This is a genomic window from Aeromonas sp. s7(2024), from assembly GCF_040907825.1.
Classification (GTDB): domain Bacteria; phylum Pseudomonadota; class Gammaproteobacteria; order Enterobacterales; family Aeromonadaceae; genus Aeromonas; species Aeromonas veronii.
Genome location: NZ_JBFOCM010000012.1, coordinates 85,658 through 102,949 on the forward strand (window position 1 = coordinate 85,658; position 17,292 = coordinate 102,949).

A 17,292-nucleotide genomic window follows, 5' to 3' on the forward strand; every position below is an offset into this window, starting at 1 on the left:
CTATAACTCCAACTCACGCTGCAGGGCGCGCTTCTCGTGATACTCCTCGATGGCGCGGCGGGTGGCGGTGCGTTCGTGGGCGCTGCGGCGTTCTGCTGCGCTGGGTTCGACGCTCACGCTGTAGCGGTGTTCAGTGCGGGGCGGCATGGAGCCGCGAAAGCCCATCACCTGGGCTTCGGTCAGATTTTTCATGGTTGGGGTCCTCTTGGTTATCCGAAGGCGGCCACAGCTCCACTGGAGCCGCCTTGGGATACCCGCTGTTGCCAGCGGGCAGGTTATTTGGATTGGCCGCTTCTAACGGCTTTCGGTAACATCGTTCGCACTCCCTGTTGTGTTGAGGTCGCAATAGTCGAGTGATAAATCGTTCACGTTCACACACCGCTTTCCGAATTGACGGGTTATCGGCGCATCCCTACCGGCATCGGGATTCGTGGTTGTGAGCCGGTTCCGAGTTGTTAAAGAGCGGTGCAACACTGAATTCAGGTTGCAAGAAGCCAAAGCATCCTTGAGGTGCTTAAAAAAGAGGCTTTGGCTACGGCGCTATAAGGGAAGCGCCAGACCCGGGTCAGACGGCGTTGCGGTGAAAATCGGCGCGCCAGTGGAGGAGGGCGCTGTGCTTGGTGAAGCTTGTGGTGCGGCGCTGGGCGGCGCGGGCTGCCACAATTCGGTGCTGCTCGGTCTGCATCATGGCAACGGTCAAGCGCTGCTTGATGGTTCGGCGGCGGGCGGCATTGCCATTGAACTTGTCAGCGATGGCAAAGAGGATCTGGTCTGCGTGATGCGCGGCTCTGGAAAAAATGCTCTTGGTCATGGTACATTTACTCCTGTTGGCGAGTTGGTCCTCGCTAATTCCCACCGGGTCAACTGGTTGGGGTCCTGATTGCCGGGGTTGGTCCCTCGGCTTTCTCTGACTTGGGGTGGTACCCTAGTCCTTCAAAGCCCGCCCTGTGCGGGCTTTGTCGTTCTTACGCGCTGGTCAGGCGCTTTTCACTTATGCCCTGGTTAGGGGCGGGGTCCTGATTGCCGAGTGTCTAAGTTGGTCCGCCTTGCAGGGTTCGAACCTGCGACCCTCTGGTCCCAAACCAGATGCGCTACCAGACTGCGCTAAAGGCGGATGTGGTGCCGGTTACCATATCCGGCGTCTCTCGCTTCAGTTAAAGGCTGCCAGCGGAATGACGGGTTTGTTGTGATGGCCGGCGCTGAACCCGGCATGAACTATGGTTGGCTTAGGCTCCACCTCTCAGTGAGGATATAGGATGTCCACCAACTTTCTCTGACTGCCGCGGCTTTCGGGGTATTTACGAGCCCTGTATTCCAACCCGCGCTCATTCCTCAGTCAGTTCGCTGCCCTAAACAGCTGCGCATCAGCCTGCGCATTCTCCACAACTGCGGATTGCACTGTTGGTTGCTACTCCAGTTCGCGTCGTCATCGCTGTAGTGACCTAGCTTGTCACCGGCTTTTGACGCCTACCAATGCAATCCCAGTTGTGCGCTCACCTTCCAGCAAGCTCGGTTCGGATAAACACGCGACGCATGTTGCTACGAACTAGGCGGGATCGATGACAGGTGCCGCCTCATTACCCCTTGTCACCACCCCAAGACCTTCACCACGATTGGCCGCCTTCCACGCCGCCCCTTGCTGTTATCGGTCTTGGTTGTTCGATTGCTTTACCGAACAAGGCAAAGGTTAATATTCCCGAACACTTGCGTCAATAGAAAATGTTCGGTTTTGCGAACTATTTTTTTAGTGGGTGATGTAGCTGCCAAATGGTGGGCACAAAAAAGCCCGCGCGATGCGGGCTTGATTGAGGTTGGGGTGGTTACTCTTTCGTGTTGCGGCGCAGTTCAACCATGCGGCCGAAGATAATGGCGTCCTTGATGGGCACCACGCCCAGGCGCTGATCATCGGTTACCAGCGTAATGCCAGAGAGGCCGTCGAGCGCCTTAAGCAGCCGATCCTGCTCGCTGCTGACTATCCTCGCCAGCACCACGTCGTTATGGCGCGGCGTCCGGTCGGCAAGATCGATAACACAGATGTCGCCGCTCTTGATGCCGGATCCTGCGAGGTTGTCATCGTTGGCAATGATGCCAATCAGCTGGCCATCGTAATCGCTGTATATGGTATCCCTTCCATCCAGCGTGTATAGGGCATCGGTTTGGTACTTGGTGAGGTCTGACATTTCCCATACAGCCACTTTGCCGAGGTGCGTATCTGCCACATAAGTGCCGCTCTCTTTACCGGTATAGAGCCATAGCGGGTCGCAGCCGAGCGCCTTAGCTATTGAGAGCAGGCTGCTGACGCGCAGATCTTTGAGCGGGTCAGACAGCAGAACGGATATCACCGCCTTGCTCACACCTGACTTGCGCACTAGATCGGCCTGGTTCCAGCCGCGCTCATTGAGCATGTATTTAAGTCGATCTCTGAAAGAGTTCATGTCGCACTCGTTCGAATAAAAAAACACTCCCCCATTTTGTCCTATTTTTTGTGCGCTATGCCGATGGTTGACTTGTTCGGAAAAGCGAACCAAAATGGGTTCTGTATTACCAGTATCCATAAAAGGACCCCGACCAATGAAGAAAGACCAAGCCATCCAGTTTTTTGGCGGCAGTAACGCTATGGCGCGTGCAGTTGGCGTGACCAAAAGCACCGTATCCGAATGGCCAGAGGTTATCCCAGCCAAGTATGCCACGCGCATCCACTTCGCCTCTGGCGGCAAACTTGATTTCGGCCTTGAGGATTACCGCCCGGATCAAGCCGAAACCCAGCAGGCCGCCTGACCAACGGCCAGCTTTACCCCGACCACCAGAGGACCAACCAAATGGGACGACCAGCACTGTCTGATCACGAAAAAATGGACGCCGTTTCCCCCCTGCGGGTGCGCGGCACTGTCGGCCACCGACAAGTGTGGCAGGAAGTCGGCGCCGAAGTCGGCATGACTGAAACCGCATTTGCCCGCACCTCGCTGCTGATGCTCCTTAACTCCATATCTCAGCACGAGCCACAGATCCTGGCGAGAGCCGTCAAACGGGCCAATCGGAGCCTGATCGAGCAGGGTTACCCGCCCGTCACTGTCGAGGAGATCCTGAAAGGGGATGGCCTGCCAGAGCGCGGCCTGCTGACCTTCTCGCCGCAAGATGAGGCCATCTATGACGAGGAGCGCCCCAAGAAGCCGGTGCAAAAGCTCATCGGCCTGATCAATTTCGTTTTAGGGAGATAACCATCATGTTCAGCAATACCAAACCACGCCCGAAACCCGAGCACGTCACCGATCGGGATAACGTAGTCCTCAAGGCCGTAATGCACGAGTTGGCCCTGCATCTGGACGATGACTCGGTGATCACCATTGCGCAGGCCGCTGGCACTGATCGCACTGCGACCCGGCTTTCCCGCGAGCTGATGGCCCGCAAGATCGAACGCGCCGAGAAGCAGCCAAGCGCATAACCATTATCAATCAGGCCCGCCTCACCACCGGGCTTAATCAGGACCTCAACATGACCATGAACCCAACGGCCCAGCTGGGCCACCCCCTTTGTGCCGATCTGGATCACTGCCCGATGTGTGGCAGCGAGCTGCACACCGGTACCGATGACCGCTCATTTGAATGCCCGGGGTGTGAATACACCGAGCAGGAGGTGATCCATGCGTAAATCACCGATCGCCTCAATCTGCCGCAACACATTGAACCTGTTCGACGAAATCGTCGTGGACAACTTCGCCGGGGGCGGCGGCGCCTCTACCGGGATCGAAATGGCGCTGGGCCGTAGCCCCGAAATTGCCATCAATCACGACCCAGATGCGATCTCCATGCACACCGTAAACCACCCTACCACAGAGCACTATTGCGAGTCGGTGTGGGATATCGTTCCGCGCGATGTGGTAGCAGGCCGCCCTGTAGGGCTGGTCTGGCTGTCGCCTGACTGCAAGCACTTCTCCAAGGCCAAGGGCTCTACCCCAGTCAGCAAGAAGATCCGGGGATTGGCGTGGGTCACCCTGCGCTGGGCTGCGACTGTTCGCCCGCGGGTGATCATGCTGGAAAATGTCGAGGAGTTTCAGACTTGGGGTCCGCTGCTGATCGACTCTGATGGCAACGCCCGCCCGGACCCAGCCAAGAAGGGACGCACCTTCAACAGCTTCGTTAACGCCCTGCGCCGTCAAGGCTACAAGGTGGAGTGGCGGGAGCTCCGCGCATGCGACTATGGCACCCCCACCATCCGTAAGCGCCTGTTTCTGATTGCCCGCCGTGATGGTGCAGCCATCGTTTGGCCAAAGCCAACCCATGGCGCGCCAGATAGCTCCGAGGTGAAGGCTGGCAAGTTGCTGCCATGGCCTACTGCCGCCGATATCATTGACTGGTCGATCCCTTGCCCGTCGATTTTTGAGCGCAAACGTCCGTTGGCAGAGAACACACTGCGCCGGATTGCCAAGGGGCTGGATCGGTTTGTTATCAACGCTGAGCAGCCATTTATTGTGCCGGTAGATGACAAGTCTGCTTTTGCGCCATTTATCACAGAGCACGCCAACGCCAGTCATCAGCGCAACATGCCAGCAGATGAGCCGCTGCGCACCATCTGCGCCCAAGTCAAAGGGGGGCATTTTGCGCTGGTGTCGCCGGTTATCGCCCGCCAGTTCGGTCGCTCTGTAGGCCAATCAGTGGAGGAGCCGCTGGGGACAGTAATGGCCAAGGCAGACAAGAGCCAGCTGGTCACCGCCTTTCTGGCCAAGCACTACACCGGCGTCGTAGGAGCGGAGCTGACCAAGCCACTGCCGACTGTTACCACCGTTGACCATAACGCACTGGTAACCAGTCACCTGGTAAAGCTGCGCGGCACCTGCCAAGACGGCCAGCCAGTGACCGAACCCATGCCTACCGTCACCGCTGGCGGGCTGCATGTCGGAGAGGTGCGGGCTTTCCTGCTCAAGTATTACGGCAACGACTCAACTATCCCCTGCTCTGAGCCACTGCATACCGTGACAACCCGGGATCGGTTTGGTCTGGTCACCGTGCGCGGAGTGGATTACCAGATCGTCGATATCGGTATGCGGATGCTGGAACCTCATGAGCTATTCGCTGCTCAGGGATTCCGGGACAACTACGTGATTGACCACGACGCCAACGGCAAGAAGTTCACCAAAACAGCGCAGGTGGCCCGCTGCGGCAATGCCGTGTGCCCGCCGCTTGCTGCGGCTCTGGTGCGGGCAAACCTGCCTGAGATGTGCGCAGATGCGCAGGTGGAGGCAGCATGAACACCGTTATCAAATTCCCGGGGGCAGGCGCCCCCATTTCCAAACCTATCAGCAGAGGTAGCAACGTGAGCACCAACCGGCGCAGCGGGTATGTGATCTGCTGGCGGTCACTGATGGCCGCCGACTGGGCAAAGAGCGCAGTGAAGTTTGCAGGGTGGATGCGTCTTATCAGCCTTGCCGCCTATGAAGAGTGCGCAGTGAGCTACAAGGGGCGCGAGTGGACGCTGATGCGCGGCCAGCTGGTTATCAGCACTACCGAGCTTGGCACGCTGCTGCGTGATGAGCGTGGGCGCGCTCTGTCCAAGCAAGCCACCGATCGACTGCTGGGGTGGTTTGAGCGTGAGGGGATGGTGAGCATTCAGGGCACTCCATGGGGCTCTGTGATAACAGTCAACAACTACGACGACTACCAGGCCGCCGTTATGGCCGTGGATACTGCCGATTCAGCACCAGAAAAACCAGCTCCAATTGAGCAAAAAGAGACTCAATCGAGTGGTGTTTCGATCGGTACACCGACCGGTACGCTGACCGATACGCACACCGAAACGCTCAAAGCCGCGCCAGGCATGGGCTTGAGCGACACTGATGATACGCTCTCCGGTGTACCGATCGGTGTTTCGACCGGTACGACAACAGAACAAGAAATAAATACATTAAAAGAAAATACAAAGATCTCTTCGTCGAAGAACGCTGACGCGCTCCCCGACGCCGGCGCTGTTGAATCGGTTTCTGCCGTTGTCGAGAAGATTCGTCCAGATGCTGCCATCCAGACCCCGAGCGGGAAATTCTGGGGCACTCAGGATGACCTGACATGCGCTGAATACATCCACGGCAGGGTGCTGGTAGTGAACCCAACGGCCAAGGCCCCCAACTGGGCGCAGTGGGCGAACGATATCCGCCTGATGCGAACCCAGCTGGGGTACACCCATCACGATATCTGCTCGCTGTTCAAATGGGCCAACCTCGACCAGTTCTGGTCTGCCAACGTGCTGTGTCCCAAGACCCTGCGCAAGCAGTGGGACAAGCTGCAGGCCAAGCGCAACGCTGCGCCGCCGACCAGCAAGCGCCCATTGTCCAACATTGCCGCCGCCCAGCAGCAGGCGCGCAGTCTCATCGAATCGGGAGTTGTCAACTATGACGACGACACTCCCCTCTAACGTGACCGCACTGCCAGCCAACCAGGATGCGCCAGCCATGAGCGCCCGCATGGCCGCATTCATCGCTGAGGAGCTGCTGCCGCTGATGGCCGGGAGCTGGCCTGCCAGTGCCAACCAGCTGGATGCCAATGCCCGCGGCGTGGCGCTGGCCTGGGGTGGCGTACTGCGCGGATTCACTCCAGCCCAGATCCGGGAGGTGGTGCAGGACATGGCGGCCGATGTGGAGCGCCAGTTCGCTCCGCGCCCGGCAGAAGTGCGGGCAGAGATACTGCGCCGGCAGCCAGTCACGGCCGCACCAACCCGGGCGCCACGGCTGGAGATCTCCATCAGGGCATGCGAGATGGAGGCGACCGTGATCGTGCTGCAGCGTGACGGCGACGTGACGAGCGAGGCGGTGCAGGTTGAGCTGGACAGGATACTCACCGAACGCCGCCAGCGCGGTTTTACCATCACAGGGAGGATTTAGGGATGTTCAACCAAGACGTGATCGCCGCGGTCAAGGCCGCGAAGTTTTGCCGGGTGGTGATCTATCCGCCCGTTCGGGGTTGGTGCGGTGAGCGTGTGCTGCTGGAGGTGGCAGACGAGATCGCCGTGCTGGGACACACCGACTGCCAGCGCGGGGCAGGGCATTGGCTGGTGCTCGACACGACGCCTGAGCAAGTGGCGGAGGAGGCCGAACGGCTGAGAGGCGCGCCAGTGCTGGTGTTGAGAGGTGGTGTTGCAAATGGAGCTGTGGATAACTCTGGAAAGGAGGCGCTTGCCAACCCGTGACAATCGGTATATCGCGCCGTAACATGTTTCAGGCCGGACCTAGACCACCCGGCCGTTGACCAAAAGGACCCGACCATGACCGCAAAATCGAATACCCGAGATCTATCCGTTGCGACCCAACTGGGCCGCGTCATCGCCATCATGAGCGACGGCAAGGCCCGTACCCTGCGCGATATCGAGCGCGAGTGCTGGAGCCGCTATGGCCAAGCTGACACCCAAGCCGCCATCAGCGCCCGCCTGCGCGAAGTGTGCTGCCACGGCTGGGTAAAACACTCCAACTGCCAGACCATCGACGGCAAGCAGGTTTGGCACTACCACCTGAGCCCGTTTCCCACTGCTGAAGCCGTTGCGGCTAAGGCGGTGGCAGCATGACTACTCTAACACAAGCCCAAGTAGCCCATTTCAGAGAGCTGGTCATTGCTCAGCATGGGGAGGTATTTACCACCTCCCGCCAAGTCGCTGAGCTGTTTGGTAAGCGACATGACAACGTGCTCGCTGCTATTGAAAACCTTGAATGTAGTGATGAGTTTGCAGAACTCAATTTTAAGGTTTGCTTTGAAAACAGTGAGTTACAAAACGGTAAGCCGTTGAAGTATTACAGCCTCACCAAAGACGGAATGGTCTTCCTCGTGATGGGATTCACCGGCAAGCAGGCTGCCCAGCTCAAAGAGCTCTACATTCTTGCTTTCAACTGGATGGCTGAGCAGATCCGCACCACCCATGCGCTTACCCACTGGCAGCATGACTTCACCCGCCGAGAGGCGGTATCCGTTGCCAACGGCACAGTGCACGGACAGGGTCTGGCCCGTCGCCGTATCGAGAAGTATGCGCTGAGCCAGGAGCAGGCAGCTATCCACGCCAAGCTCCAGCTGTGCTTGAACCTGACTGGCGAGGTGGCGGCATAACCATGGAGCTTACCCTTCTGAAAATGTCCGGCGGGGTGCTCGCCCCGTCCACTCCGGCCGATGCCGAAGCCATCAAGTTGATGCCGATCGGTACCACCATCCTGGCCAAGGGCAAGGGGCGCCGCAATCTGGCGTTTCATCGCCGTTTCTTCGCCCTGCTCAACCTGACTTTCGATTACTGGGAGCCAACTGGCGGCATGGTCTCGCCAGCCGAGCAGGGGATCCTGTCCCGATTCGTTCGCTACCTCGCCCAGTTTGGCGCAGGCAGCGTGCTGGACAAGGCCAAGGATGAGTTTATCGACCAACTGGCCAGTAGTCGTGTTGAGCGCCATGGCCCCCAGGCTGAGAAGTCGTTTGAGGTGATGCGCAAGTGGCTCACCGTCGAGGCCGGTTATTACACCTTGGTGATGCTTCCTGATGGCGGTATGCGCAAGGAGGCCAGGAGCGTCAGCTTCGCCAAGATGGATCAGGCCGAGTTCTCCGACCTGTACCGTGCAGTGTTCGGGGTCTGCTGGCGCTATGTGCTGAGCAAGCAGTTTGCCACCGAGGAGGAGGCTGAGAACGCCTGCGCCCAGCTGATGGGGTTTGCCGGATGAGATTCGAGACCAGCCCAATCCGCTCCAGCGACCTGCGCGATGGTGCTCGCGGCCAGCTCTGCAAGATCCAGCTTGCCGGGGTCTGCATCGGTGGCACTGAAACCACTGTGCTGGCTCACCTGCCCAGTGCTCCGCATGGAATGGCCCTCAAGGGGGATGATTTGGTGGCGGTTGAGGCGTGCTGCGCTTGCCATGACGCCATTGATGGCCGTATTGCCTACGACTGGCAGCCAGGGGAGCGTGAAGAGGTCACCTATAGCGCCCTAACCCGTCAGCTGCACAGCTGGGTGGTGCGTGGGCTTGTCAGTGTGAAGGGGGCCGCATGACTAGAGGTAAAAAAGGTCTTGTTTTCGGCGTGGGAGTTAATGATGCCGATTATCAGGTTAGCCATCTGGTTGCTGGTAAAACTGTTTTATGTCCAGCTTACAGCGCATGGCACAGTATGTTGCGGAGGGCGTATTCGCAGGTCTATCAAGCAAGATATCCAGCATACATAGGGGTTGCAGTGTGTGATGAATGGCACCACTTCATGTCATTTAAGAAATGGTTTGATGAGAACTATGTGGATGGTTTTCAGCTCGACAAAGATATGCTGTCAGGATCAAGGGTTTACTCACCGAGCAATTGTATTTTTATCCCAGGCTGGCTGAATAAATTCATCACAGACAGCAAAGGAACCAGAGGGAAATATCCAATCGGTGTTTATTTTGACAGAGAGTCGTCTAAATTTCGTGCTAAATGCAACAATCCTGTCACTAAAAAAGTTGAGTCAATAGGGAGGTTTGATTCTCCCGATAAAGCGCACGCGGCGTGGAAGCGGAGAAAGCTTGAACACCTTAGCGTCATGTCGCCTGAGATAGAAAAAATAAAACCTGGGCTTACCCTGTGCGTAGAAAGGGCCGTAGGGAGGATGGTGTGATACATCTATCCTCATTAGAAGCCTCTCGCCTCATCCAAGCCAGCGCGAAGAGTAGCAAAGGGAAGAAGATAGCCAACCCAGGTGTTCCTTTGGAGGCTGCTCCGCTTCTTGCTGATCTTCCTCCATACCGCACTGAGTACAGATTCCACCAGTCAAGGAGGTGGCGCTTTGATGCTGCCTGGCCCGAGATTAAGTTGGCCATTGAATTCCATGGTGGGGTACACATTGGTGGCAGGCACACCAGAGGAACTGGGTTCACAAAAGACAGGGAAAAAATGAACTCAGCCCAGCTCTTGGGGTGGACCGTGCTGGAAGTTACCCCAGAACACGTCAAATCCGGCCAGCTGAGAGCTTGGCTGCTCGCCGCTTTCAATCAGGACCAAGACCAAAAGAGGACCAACCCATGAGCAATTCACTGGAAATGGCACTGCGCCTGTTCTCACCAAAGGGGGCGCTGCATGAGCCGACATCCAGCAACTTCAACGCACTGGGGCGTGATGACTTTATCGGCGCCCTGCAGGTGGCCGCCAAAAACAACCCGCAGGGGCTCCAGTTCCTGATGGCCGATCACCAGCTCGATGCCGCCGCCATCTCTGAGCTGGCAGCGCATTTTGAGGGGGCGACAGGTAATGCCGAGGTCGGCGGAATGGCGTTGGCTATCCTGCTGCGCCGCCCGCTGCCTGAGCAGCTGGACAGACTGGTGCTGTCTCACCCCCATTACGACAAGGAACGCCGCCGCGCCGCCGTGGTGATGGAGAAGGCCAAGCGCGCCCACCGGGCCGGTAATGGCCACGAATATCAGCGCCTGCTGGCTGAGCGCAACGGGATCTTGTCTCTCGCCCACGACCACTGTGTCGCCGAGATGCTGCAATCCGGCCGCTGCCCGCACTGCAAGGGGACTGGGATCCGCCCCCGCAAGGGTGACGAGTGCCCCAAGTGCCACGGCACCGGGCGAGTGGTGCCCCATGCCGATATGGTGGCGCGCCGATTCGGGCAGGAGATGCGCCAGCGCGTAGAGCAACTGGTTGATGAGGTGATCCACCAGGCGTCAGACCTGTCCAAGATTATGGACCGACAGGTGCGCCAGATGCGGGCGGCATGAGTGGCCGCATTAATCACTTTTTATCAAAATCTGATGCGCGGTTTGTAGCATGTATGTGTAGGCTATTAGTTTTAGTGCGGGGGGGGGTATGGGCTGGCTGTAAGTCGTAGGTGCTAAGTGTACTCGCGGACTACTAGTTTTAGCTGATAACCGTACCACAACTAAAAGTTACTGTTGACGGAGGCGTCAAACCGTACGATTATTTGTATCACAAATTGTGATATTTCAGGTTTAACAAGGGCAGCTTTGTTGGCTTGAAGCAATGAATAATAAAGGGGCCTAAGCCCCTGTTTTTACAGAAATGTCTCCTTTATTTGCTCGAGAAACTCGAGCGCTAGCCTGTAAAGTCTGAAAATCTCTCTGGCTAGTTTGAGGAGTTGTTCAACTGATTGAACTGTTGCGAGCAGTTTATCAGTTAGTTTAGAAGACCCTTCAGTTGCGAGCTGTGGGGTCTTTGTCTTTTCGGCGTGAGCCGAAAGCTTTCGCCCTTTCGGACGTCTTGGTGGTGCCATATAGTTCCTCTCTATTAGGCGGTTGATAAAGTCGTTCATGCAAAATCATGTTCACCTCGCTCGCTGTTTGGTGTTGTTGAAGCCTTGTGGCCAATCACTGCATTTTCCGATCATTCGTCAGCGGGGACAAGGCATGATTATCAATCACTTTGTTTCGCTTTATGGCCCCACTGAATCCATAGCCAGAAGCTACCAGAAAGCTGGTGTCTGCGGCAAATCAGATCGCGTTTCTCACACCAAGATTACGGTCTCTTCGCACAGCATTTGTCCTGCAATCTCGAACTCAGCGCAGTTATGATGCCTTCATCATGAGGCCAAGCCCTCCTGGGGGATTTCCGCGGCACCATTGACATCAATCGTGACATCACGACAAGCTGATTTCGAGCATCTCCGGGTGTGCCGAACGGCCACACACCCGCTAAATTGAAAAATGTTGCCTATGGAGGGACTCAATGGACAGCAAATGGAAGTGGCCGGCGATGAAGGTGGCAAGGTGGGGGCTGCAGCATGGTGAGTTCTTCGACCTCTACGATGTGGCATACAGGTTGGGGATCCCACATCACGAGGCTGGCAAGGTGATGCTGTACCTGAGGTCGCTTCGCAATATTGAAAAGCTCGCCGAAACCAGGCCTTGCATCCCAGAGCCAGGGAAGATGTCAGCGCGCAGGATCTTCATCAAGGTGCTGGCTATTCATTCTGAGACAGCCCAAACAGAGACTATGCAGAAACGATAGGGAGTTCTTGGAGGCATGTGGTGTAACGGGGGCTGAGTTGCTCCCGTTTCATCATCCATTCCTTGGTGTCCTGCCCCCTGGCTGCAAAGTAGATTTTGCCCAGTCGCCCCTGGTTGATCTTGTCGATGACTTGCATCAGCGCCTCGCTGCGCGGTGATTGCTGCTCGGCTGCGAACAGGTCGCCCTGCTGCATGCCGATGGGGGAGAAGTCGGCCAGCATGACGCCGCCCTTCTGATATCGCTGCTCGTCGCGCCAGATGTGGGCAAGTAGTTGGGGGATCAGGGCCAGCAGCGCCCGGGTGTCATTGGTGGGCATGGCCAGCTTAGTGCTCACCTGGTTGCCGTAGTAGGGGGCCTTGTCGCTGAACGGGCTGGTGCGAATGAACAGGGTAACATGCCGGCAGCACATGCCTTCTCCCCTTAACTTCTCGGCCGCCCGCTCCATGTAGCCTGCCAGCGCTTGGTGCATGGGACCAATTTGGGTGATGCGTTCCCCAAAGCTGCGCGAGCAGATGATCTGCTGCTTGGCCTGGACCTCTTGCTCCAGTTCGGCGCAGGGGATCCCCCGCAGCTCCTGCACCGTGCGCTCGACGACTACCCCATAGCGCTTCCGTAGTGCCTTAGGGTCGGCAGCTACCAGGTCGGCTACTGTCTTGATGTCCTGGGCCTCCAGCTTGGCAGACAGCCGCCGGCCGATGCCCCATATCTCATCCACTGGGGTGATGGTCATCAGGCGAGCGCGCCGGGCTTCATCACGTAGGTCCACTACGCCGCCCGTGGCGGGCCACTTCTTTGCTGCATAGTTCGCCAGCTTGGCCAGGGTCTTGGTGGGGCCAATGCCGACCCCTACGGTCAGACCTGTCCATTGCTGTACTCGCTCACGGACTTGGCGACCATACTCCACCAGATCGCCAGCCCATCTCTCGCTCAGCTCAATAAACGCTTCATCAATGCTGTAGACCTCAACAGCTGGCGCCATACCCTCCAGAATACTCATCACGCGCTGGCTCATGTCACCGTAGAGCGCGTAGTTGCTGGAGAACCAGGTGCCGCCTATGGCCTCAAAGAACTGGCGGATCTGGAAGTAGGGGACCCCCATCTTGATGCCGAGCGCCTTGGCCTCCGCCGAACGGGCCACCACACAGCCGTCGTTGTTGGAGAGCACAACGATAGGTTGCCCCTTCAAATCAGGCCGGAACAGCCGCTCGCAAGAGGCGTAGAAGTTGTTCACATCGACAAGGGCAACTGCGCAGCACTTGTTCATGGAGCTGGCATCTTGTGGATGACGAAGGTAACCACGCCGAAAATCTCCAGGTGCTGTCCGTCACTGAAATGAATAGGGCGATAAGCCGGGTTTCCCGGGAGAAGGCAGACGGAGGGGGTGAGCTGGAGCTGCTTCACAGTGAACTCACCATCAACAGCGGCAACGACCACGCTGCCATGCACTGGCTTGCTGCTGCGGTCTACAACCAGCATGTCACCATCGTGGATCCCGTGCTCTACCATGCTGTCTCCGGCAGCCCGAACGTAATAAGTCGCCGCCGGGTGCGCGATGCAGAGTTGATTCAGGTCGATGGTCTGTTCCACATAGTCCTGAGCGGGGGATGGGAAGCCGCAGGCAGCAGGGGAGAGGAACAAAGGGATTTCTAATGCTGGGGCGTCAAGGTCGGGAACTGCGTACATGTTTGGAACTCTACTGTGCTGTATATAAATACAGTATATCTGGCCCCGTAAAGAAGATCATCATGGAGCGATCGACTCCAGATTGAGGTAAGATCTTGGCAAATTCAGAGTGTGGAGTCGCCAATGTCGTTCAATCTGTGTTCCCTGCCGAAAGATCAGCAAGAGCGTGTTGAAGTGGAGAAGGCTGCCGCCTATGCGGTATGGAAGGAGCGAAACCCTGAGATCAAAACACCAGCCGAGAGTGAGGCCGGGAACTACAAGGGTGAGATGCAGGCTTACTTCCTGCAGCAGGTCGAACGCTATCGGAAGATGAAGTGATGGAGCTTGGCATTGTCGAAGTTGCCATTCTAAAGCGGATATTTCAGGTTACACCTAAGCCAAACAGGGGAGGCGTGAAGCTGATCCCGCCAGCGGGTGAGGGGAAAGAGGTTCACTATATCCGCATAGAGCCTGCTGGAGACGACATGTTCTCCGTCTACTTCGTCACAAAAGTAGGAAATGATGCAATGGCCCATGGCTATTTTGATGATGGAGGATTCTGCATATCTGGTCAGCAGGTTTGCGGATGGAGCACCATCGACTACTTAGCGACATCGCTGTGCAAGATTAACTGGTAAAGCTGCTGGTTGAATCCCAGTCGCCCCAGCGTTAGTATCTATCAAAGATGGCCAGATTCCACCGGGACTCTGGCCTTTTTCATTTCCGGCCCGCCATCGTGCGGGCTTTGTCGTTTCTGGAGGGGGAGTAAATGGGGAAGGAAGAGGAGTTCGCGACCGCTGCGGCTGCGGCCGGTGTGGCAAAGTCCGCACCGCCGGTAGTGGTGTCCGGCATGACCCTGGCTGGCTATTCGCTCAATGACTGGGTGCTTGTTGCCACTCTGTTGTGGATTGCAGTCCAGATGGGGTGGTTTGTCTGGTCGAACATCATTAAGCCGCGTTTGGGAGGTGCATAGTGAGCAAGGTCCGCATTGCAATCGCAGCTCTCACACTGAGCGCCGCAGGCTTTGTGGGTGTCCTGAATCGGGAGGGGTTTGAGCCGGTGGCTTACCCTGACCCGGTACACGGGACCAAGTTGCCAACCATCGGCTTTGGGAGTACCGAAGGGGTCAAGATGGGTGACACCATCACACCCGTAGCTGCGGTGAACAGGAGCCTTCGGGAAGTGCGGGTGTTCGAGAATGCCCTCAAGACCTGCATCAAGGTGCCACTTCACCAGTATGAGTTCGATGCCTACGTCGAACTCTCCCACAACATCGGCCCAGGAGCCTTTTGTCGCTCAACCATCGTGAAACGCCTGAACGTCGGCGACTACCCCGGTGCCTGCGAGGCGATCCTGTTGTTCAAGCGCTCCGGTAATCAGGACTGCTCGGCGCCGGGTAACCGGACATGCCCTGGGCTTTGGAAAGACCGGTTGCGCCTCAATGCGAAGTGTAAGGGGGAGTGATGGCGACAACCCCGCAGAGCAAGGTGTTGCCGTTCCTAGCCGGCGCCTTGGTGATATCCGCCCTGGCCGGCGGTGGGATGGCGATCTATCGCTCCGGTCATGCTGCTGGGGAGGAGGGGGAGCGCAAGACCTGGCAGGCAAAGTGGAATGAAGAGGCTGCCCGCCTCGCCACAGCCAGGACCAAGGCTGAGCTGAAGGCTCGGGAGGAAGAGCTGCGCCGGCAGGCAGAAATCGATGAGGTAAGAGACCATGCACAAGAACAAATCGCCCAAGCACAAGCTGATGCCGCTGCTGCTGGCGTTGAGTCTGGTCGGTTGCGCGAGCAAGCCCGCCGACTGGCAGCCCGAGCAAGTCAGTGCGCCAGCAGTCCCAGCACTGCCCAAGGAGGCCCGGCAGCCGAACAGCCTGCCGTGGTGCTCGCCGACCTGCTCAGCCGGGCTGACGAAAGAGCGGGTGAGCTGGCAGCAGCGTATGACCGAGCTCGAGCATCAGGACTAGCCTGCGAGCGGGCCTATGACTTCCTGCGCACTGAGACCATGAAGCCCCGCCCATAACGGCGGGGTTTGTCTTTCTGGGGCGAGGGAGGAGGTGATGCAGATGAATTGGAGTAGTGAAGTGGTTAATGGCGTTACCGTGACCGGGGTTATCACTCATGTGAAGGAGTATGACGGCAGTCATGCCCTGGTTGTTCTCAATACCGGCGTTTCCGTAGTGGTACCGGCAACCCATCAGCCCGTACCCGGCGACACCGTTGTCGAAGGCGAGCTATCTCTCTAAATGGCAAAGACCGACTGGGCACAGCTCAATGCAGAATTCCTGCAGGAGCACGAAGCGACCGGCATCAGTGCAAAAGACTGGTGTGACAGCCGCGGCCTGAACTACAACTCGGCGCGTCGCTATTTGAAATCTCGGGGGCAATCCCCTGCACAACCTGAAAAATCTCGCGTAGCTGCGCAATCTGCGCAATCCGAAGTGCGCAAAACTGCGCAATCTGCGCAAAGTGCGCAACCCAAGGGGAATGAAGGCAAGGCCAAGAGGGGAGAGGGAAGAGGGGAAAGGTCATCCTCATCCACACAAACCCCTGACGACTCAGGTCAAAACCCGAAAAGAAAATCGGGGCGCCAGCCAGATGGCCGCTTTGGCGTGGGCAATCGTGAGTCCGTCGGCAACCCCGGAAATCCGAGCCCTGTCGCAAAGTGGAAGCCAGGCGATCGCCCCGCGCTGACCCACGGCGGTTACGCTCAGTTCCTCGATTCGCCTGAGCTGTTCGACCAGGCCGAGGAGTTGAGGCTGCGGGATGAGCTGATATTCACCCGGGCTCGCGTTATCTCTGTCACCAAGACCTTGAAGAACCTGCATCAGGATTTGGTCGATGCCACCGAGATGACCGACCGGATTGGGCTCTATGACAAGATCTTGCGGGCGGAGCAGGCCCTTGATCGCAACATTCAGCGGATTGAGTCCATCGAGCGCACTCTGAGCGCCCTGATGATTGATGCGGTAACCGGCCCCAAGATTGAGGCAGACACCAAGCGCATCAAGGCGGCCACCCGCAAGCTGACGGCCGAAGCCGATCGGCTGGAGAAGGATGGCGGCAGTGATACCACTCCGGTCAGCGAGATGGTCACCGAGCTGCAGATAATGGGAACTGGCGGGGTGATGAGTTCATAATGATTCTGTTAATATTCAAGAACCCAATCACTGGAATGGTACACATGAAATCAGAATATATGAGCCTAGCTATTCTCCTTGTCAGTATATGTACATTATTGGTTTCGTTTTCTCAGATGAGAATCGCAAGCGCTAAAACAAGGTTGGATCTTTACAATAAACGATTTTCAATATACTTGGTCGCACTCGATTATTATCAGTCGTTGTGGCAAGAGTTTTCTGAGGACAGCGTAAAAGATATCAATTTGAAGTATGCTGCTTTTGTGAAAGCTTATAGGGAAGCACAGTTTCTATTCGACACAGATAGCGGTATATATGAGGTTCTTGGGGAAATGCAAGACCATGGCAGCAGCATGTCATGCTATATCAAGAGAAGGGTAGAGTGTGATGCAAAGAACGTTGAAGACCGTAGTGACTTATTAACCCTGCTTGATTCATATAATACTTCATACCCTCTTTTTAATATGAAACTAAAAGTTTTGGAAATAAAAATGAAAAAGTATCTAGACTTTTCAAATGTTGATGGATGGAAAGTGGTGTAACCATATAAAGAT

Annotated in this window: 29 protein-coding genes and 1 tRNA gene; 24 read left to right on the plus strand and 6 right to left on the minus strand. The window is 56.9% G+C overall.

What is annotated here, in order from left to right; genetic code table 11:
* The 4 genes from AB5Y73_RS03795 to AB5Y73_RS03810 all read right to left on the minus strand — a co-directional run bounded on the left by AB5Y73_RS03795 (position 1) and on the right by AB5Y73_RS03810 (position 2,555).
* On the minus strand, positions 1 to 192 hold the full coding sequence (locus AB5Y73_RS03795) for a PA3496 family putative envelope integrity protein (protein WP_139731030.1): 192 nt from the start codon (positions 190 to 192) through the stop codon (positions 1 to 3).
* A 373-nt stretch (positions 193 to 565) separates the two neighbouring features.
* Positions 566 to 811: a hypothetical protein gene (locus tag AB5Y73_RS03800; protein WP_279499492.1), complete on the minus strand. Its 246-nt coding sequence runs from the start codon at positions 809 to 811 to the stop codon at positions 566 to 568.
* 226 nt (positions 812 to 1,037) lie between these two features.
* Positions 1,038 to 1,114, minus strand: a tRNA-Pro gene (locus AB5Y73_RS03805).
* Positions 1,115 to 1,820: 706 nt separating this feature from the next.
* Positions 1,821 to 2,555, minus strand: a complete 735-nt coding sequence (locus tag AB5Y73_RS03810; RefSeq protein ID WP_279499493.1) for a helix-turn-helix transcriptional regulator — start codon at positions 2,553 to 2,555, stop codon at positions 1,821 to 1,823.
* Positions 2,556 to 2,571: 16 nt separating this feature from the next.
* Between AB5Y73_RS03810 and AB5Y73_RS03815 the strand changes: the two genes are divergently transcribed.
* From AB5Y73_RS03815 to AB5Y73_RS03890, 16 genes are all read left to right on the plus strand, one after another.
* Positions 2,572 to 2,778 (plus strand): Cro/CI family transcriptional regulator, encoded by a 207-nt coding sequence (locus tag AB5Y73_RS03815; RefSeq protein ID WP_201998245.1) that lies wholly within the window; start codon positions 2,572 to 2,574, stop codon positions 2,776 to 2,778.
* A gap of 41 nt (positions 2,779 to 2,819) precedes the next feature.
* On the plus strand, positions 2,820 to 3,218 hold the full coding sequence (locus AB5Y73_RS03820) for a hypothetical protein (protein WP_106843093.1): 399 nt from the start codon (positions 2,820 to 2,822) through the stop codon (positions 3,216 to 3,218).
* A gap of 5 nt (positions 3,219 to 3,223) precedes the next feature.
* Positions 3,224 to 3,442, plus strand: coding sequence for a hypothetical protein (locus AB5Y73_RS03825; protein ID WP_042062778.1), 219 nt, complete (start codon positions 3,224 to 3,226; stop codon positions 3,440 to 3,442).
* A 50-nt stretch (positions 3,443 to 3,492) separates the two neighbouring features.
* A complete protein-coding gene (locus AB5Y73_RS03830; RefSeq protein ID WP_368147296.1) occupies positions 3,493 to 3,648 on the plus strand; it encodes a hypothetical protein in 156 nt (51 codons plus the stop codon).
* Positions 3,641 to 5,245 (plus strand): DNA cytosine methyltransferase, encoded by a 1,605-nt coding sequence (locus tag AB5Y73_RS03835; protein WP_279499494.1) that lies wholly within the window; start codon positions 3,641 to 3,643, stop codon positions 5,243 to 5,245. Before AB5Y73_RS03830 ends, AB5Y73_RS03835 begins: the two co-directional genes overlap by 8 nt.
* Positions 5,242 to 6,402 carry a hypothetical protein gene (locus tag AB5Y73_RS03840; RefSeq protein ID WP_368147298.1) on the plus strand — a complete coding sequence of 387 codons (1,161 nt, stop codon included), beginning with the start codon at positions 5,242 to 5,244 and terminating at the stop codon, positions 6,400 to 6,402. Before AB5Y73_RS03835 ends, AB5Y73_RS03840 begins: the two co-directional genes overlap by 4 nt.
* Entirely contained in the window at positions 6,380 to 6,868 is a 489-nt protein-coding gene (locus tag AB5Y73_RS03845) for a hypothetical protein (protein ID WP_279499496.1), read from the plus strand. The genes AB5Y73_RS03840 and AB5Y73_RS03845 overlap by 23 nt, the downstream gene beginning before the upstream one ends.
* 2 nt (positions 6,869 to 6,870) lie before the next feature.
* On the plus strand, positions 6,871 to 7,173 hold the full coding sequence (locus AB5Y73_RS03850; protein ID WP_042878151.1) for a hypothetical protein: 303 nt from the start codon (positions 6,871 to 6,873) through the stop codon (positions 7,171 to 7,173).
* A 75-nt stretch (positions 7,174 to 7,248) separates the two neighbouring features.
* On the plus strand, positions 7,249 to 7,545 hold the full coding sequence (locus AB5Y73_RS03855) for a hypothetical protein (RefSeq protein ID WP_279499497.1): 297 nt from the start codon (positions 7,249 to 7,251) through the stop codon (positions 7,543 to 7,545).
* On the plus strand, positions 7,542 to 8,078 hold the full coding sequence (locus AB5Y73_RS03860) for a Rha family transcriptional regulator (RefSeq protein ID WP_139441055.1): 537 nt from the start codon (positions 7,542 to 7,544) through the stop codon (positions 8,076 to 8,078). The genes AB5Y73_RS03855 and AB5Y73_RS03860 overlap by 4 nt, the downstream gene beginning before the upstream one ends.
* Positions 8,079 to 8,080: 2 nt before the next feature.
* Complete coding sequence (locus tag AB5Y73_RS03865) at positions 8,081 to 8,674, plus strand: DUF1367 family protein (protein ID WP_279499498.1); 594 nt, start codon at positions 8,081 to 8,083, stop codon at positions 8,672 to 8,674.
* On the plus strand, positions 8,671 to 9,000 hold the full coding sequence (locus tag AB5Y73_RS03870) for a nuclease domain-containing protein (protein WP_042062766.1): 330 nt from the start codon (positions 8,671 to 8,673) through the stop codon (positions 8,998 to 9,000). Before AB5Y73_RS03865 ends, AB5Y73_RS03870 begins: the two co-directional genes overlap by 4 nt.
* Positions 8,997 to 9,593 carry a hypothetical protein gene (locus tag AB5Y73_RS03875; RefSeq protein ID WP_257699099.1) on the plus strand — a complete coding sequence of 199 codons (597 nt, stop codon included), beginning with the start codon at positions 8,997 to 8,999 and terminating at the stop codon, positions 9,591 to 9,593. The genes AB5Y73_RS03870 and AB5Y73_RS03875 overlap by 4 nt, the downstream gene beginning before the upstream one ends.
* The gene (locus AB5Y73_RS03880; protein WP_323950270.1) at positions 9,590 to 10,000 is read left to right on the plus strand and encodes a hypothetical protein; all 411 of its coding nucleotides are present in this window, start codon (positions 9,590 to 9,592) and stop codon (positions 9,998 to 10,000) included. Before AB5Y73_RS03875 ends, AB5Y73_RS03880 begins: the two co-directional genes overlap by 4 nt.
* Positions 9,997 to 10,695, plus strand: coding sequence for a TIGR02642 family protein (locus tag AB5Y73_RS03885; protein ID WP_323950268.1), 699 nt, complete (start codon positions 9,997 to 9,999; stop codon positions 10,693 to 10,695). Before AB5Y73_RS03880 ends, AB5Y73_RS03885 begins: the two co-directional genes overlap by 4 nt.
* 964 nt (positions 10,696 to 11,659) lie before the next feature.
* Entirely contained in the window at positions 11,660 to 11,941 is a 282-nt protein-coding gene (locus AB5Y73_RS03890; RefSeq protein ID WP_279499503.1) for a hypothetical protein, read from the plus strand.
* On the opposite strand, the gene umuC is transcribed toward AB5Y73_RS03890, so the two are convergent.
* A complete protein-coding gene (umuC, locus tag AB5Y73_RS03895; RefSeq protein WP_279499504.1) occupies positions 11,925 to 13,205 on the minus strand; it encodes a translesion error-prone DNA polymerase V subunit UmuC in 1,281 nt (426 codons plus the stop codon). The two genes, AB5Y73_RS03890 and umuC, sit on opposite strands and share 17 nt — an antisense overlap.
* Entirely contained in the window at positions 13,202 to 13,624 is a 423-nt protein-coding gene (gene umuD / locus AB5Y73_RS03900; protein ID WP_279499505.1) for a translesion error-prone DNA polymerase V autoproteolytic subunit, read from the minus strand. The genes umuC and umuD overlap by 4 nt, the downstream gene beginning before the upstream one ends.
* Before the next feature lie 123 nt (positions 13,625 to 13,747).
* Here umuD and AB5Y73_RS03905 point away from each other — a divergent pair, with 123 nt between their 5' ends.
* The 8 genes from AB5Y73_RS03905 (at position 13,748) to AB5Y73_RS03940 (ending at position 17,280) form a co-directional block, all read left to right on the plus strand.
* Positions 13,748 to 13,942, plus strand: a complete 195-nt coding sequence (locus AB5Y73_RS03905) for a DUF3283 family protein (protein WP_279499506.1) — start codon at positions 13,748 to 13,750, stop codon at positions 13,940 to 13,942.
* Positions 13,942 to 14,241 (plus strand): hypothetical protein, encoded by a 300-nt coding sequence (locus tag AB5Y73_RS03910; RefSeq protein ID WP_279499507.1) that lies wholly within the window; start codon positions 13,942 to 13,944, stop codon positions 14,239 to 14,241. Before AB5Y73_RS03905 ends, AB5Y73_RS03910 begins: the two co-directional genes overlap by 1 nt.
* A gap of 131 nt (positions 14,242 to 14,372) precedes the next feature.
* Positions 14,373 to 14,576, plus strand: coding sequence for a hypothetical protein (locus tag AB5Y73_RS03915; RefSeq protein WP_279499508.1), 204 nt, complete (start codon positions 14,373 to 14,375; stop codon positions 14,574 to 14,576).
* Positions 14,576 to 15,067, plus strand: a complete 492-nt coding sequence (locus AB5Y73_RS03920; protein ID WP_322875181.1) for a lysozyme — start codon at positions 14,576 to 14,578, stop codon at positions 15,065 to 15,067. The genes AB5Y73_RS03915 and AB5Y73_RS03920 overlap by 1 nt, the downstream gene beginning before the upstream one ends.
* Entirely contained in the window at positions 15,067 to 15,621 is a 555-nt protein-coding gene (locus AB5Y73_RS03925) for a DUF2514 domain-containing protein (RefSeq protein ID WP_279499509.1), read from the plus strand. Before AB5Y73_RS03920 ends, AB5Y73_RS03925 begins: the two co-directional genes overlap by 1 nt.
* Before the next feature lie 43 nt (positions 15,622 to 15,664).
* Positions 15,665 to 15,844, plus strand: a complete 180-nt coding sequence (locus AB5Y73_RS03930; protein ID WP_279499511.1) for a hypothetical protein — start codon at positions 15,665 to 15,667, stop codon at positions 15,842 to 15,844.
* Positions 15,845 to 16,738 carry a terminase gene (locus AB5Y73_RS03935; protein WP_368147304.1) on the plus strand — a complete coding sequence of 298 codons (894 nt, stop codon included), beginning with the start codon at positions 15,845 to 15,847 and terminating at the stop codon, positions 16,736 to 16,738.
* 44 nt (positions 16,739 to 16,782) lie between these two features.
* Positions 16,783 to 17,280 (plus strand): hypothetical protein, encoded by a 498-nt coding sequence (locus AB5Y73_RS03940; protein ID WP_279499514.1) that lies wholly within the window; start codon positions 16,783 to 16,785, stop codon positions 17,278 to 17,280.
* Positions 17,281 to 17,292: the final 12 nt, after the last annotated feature.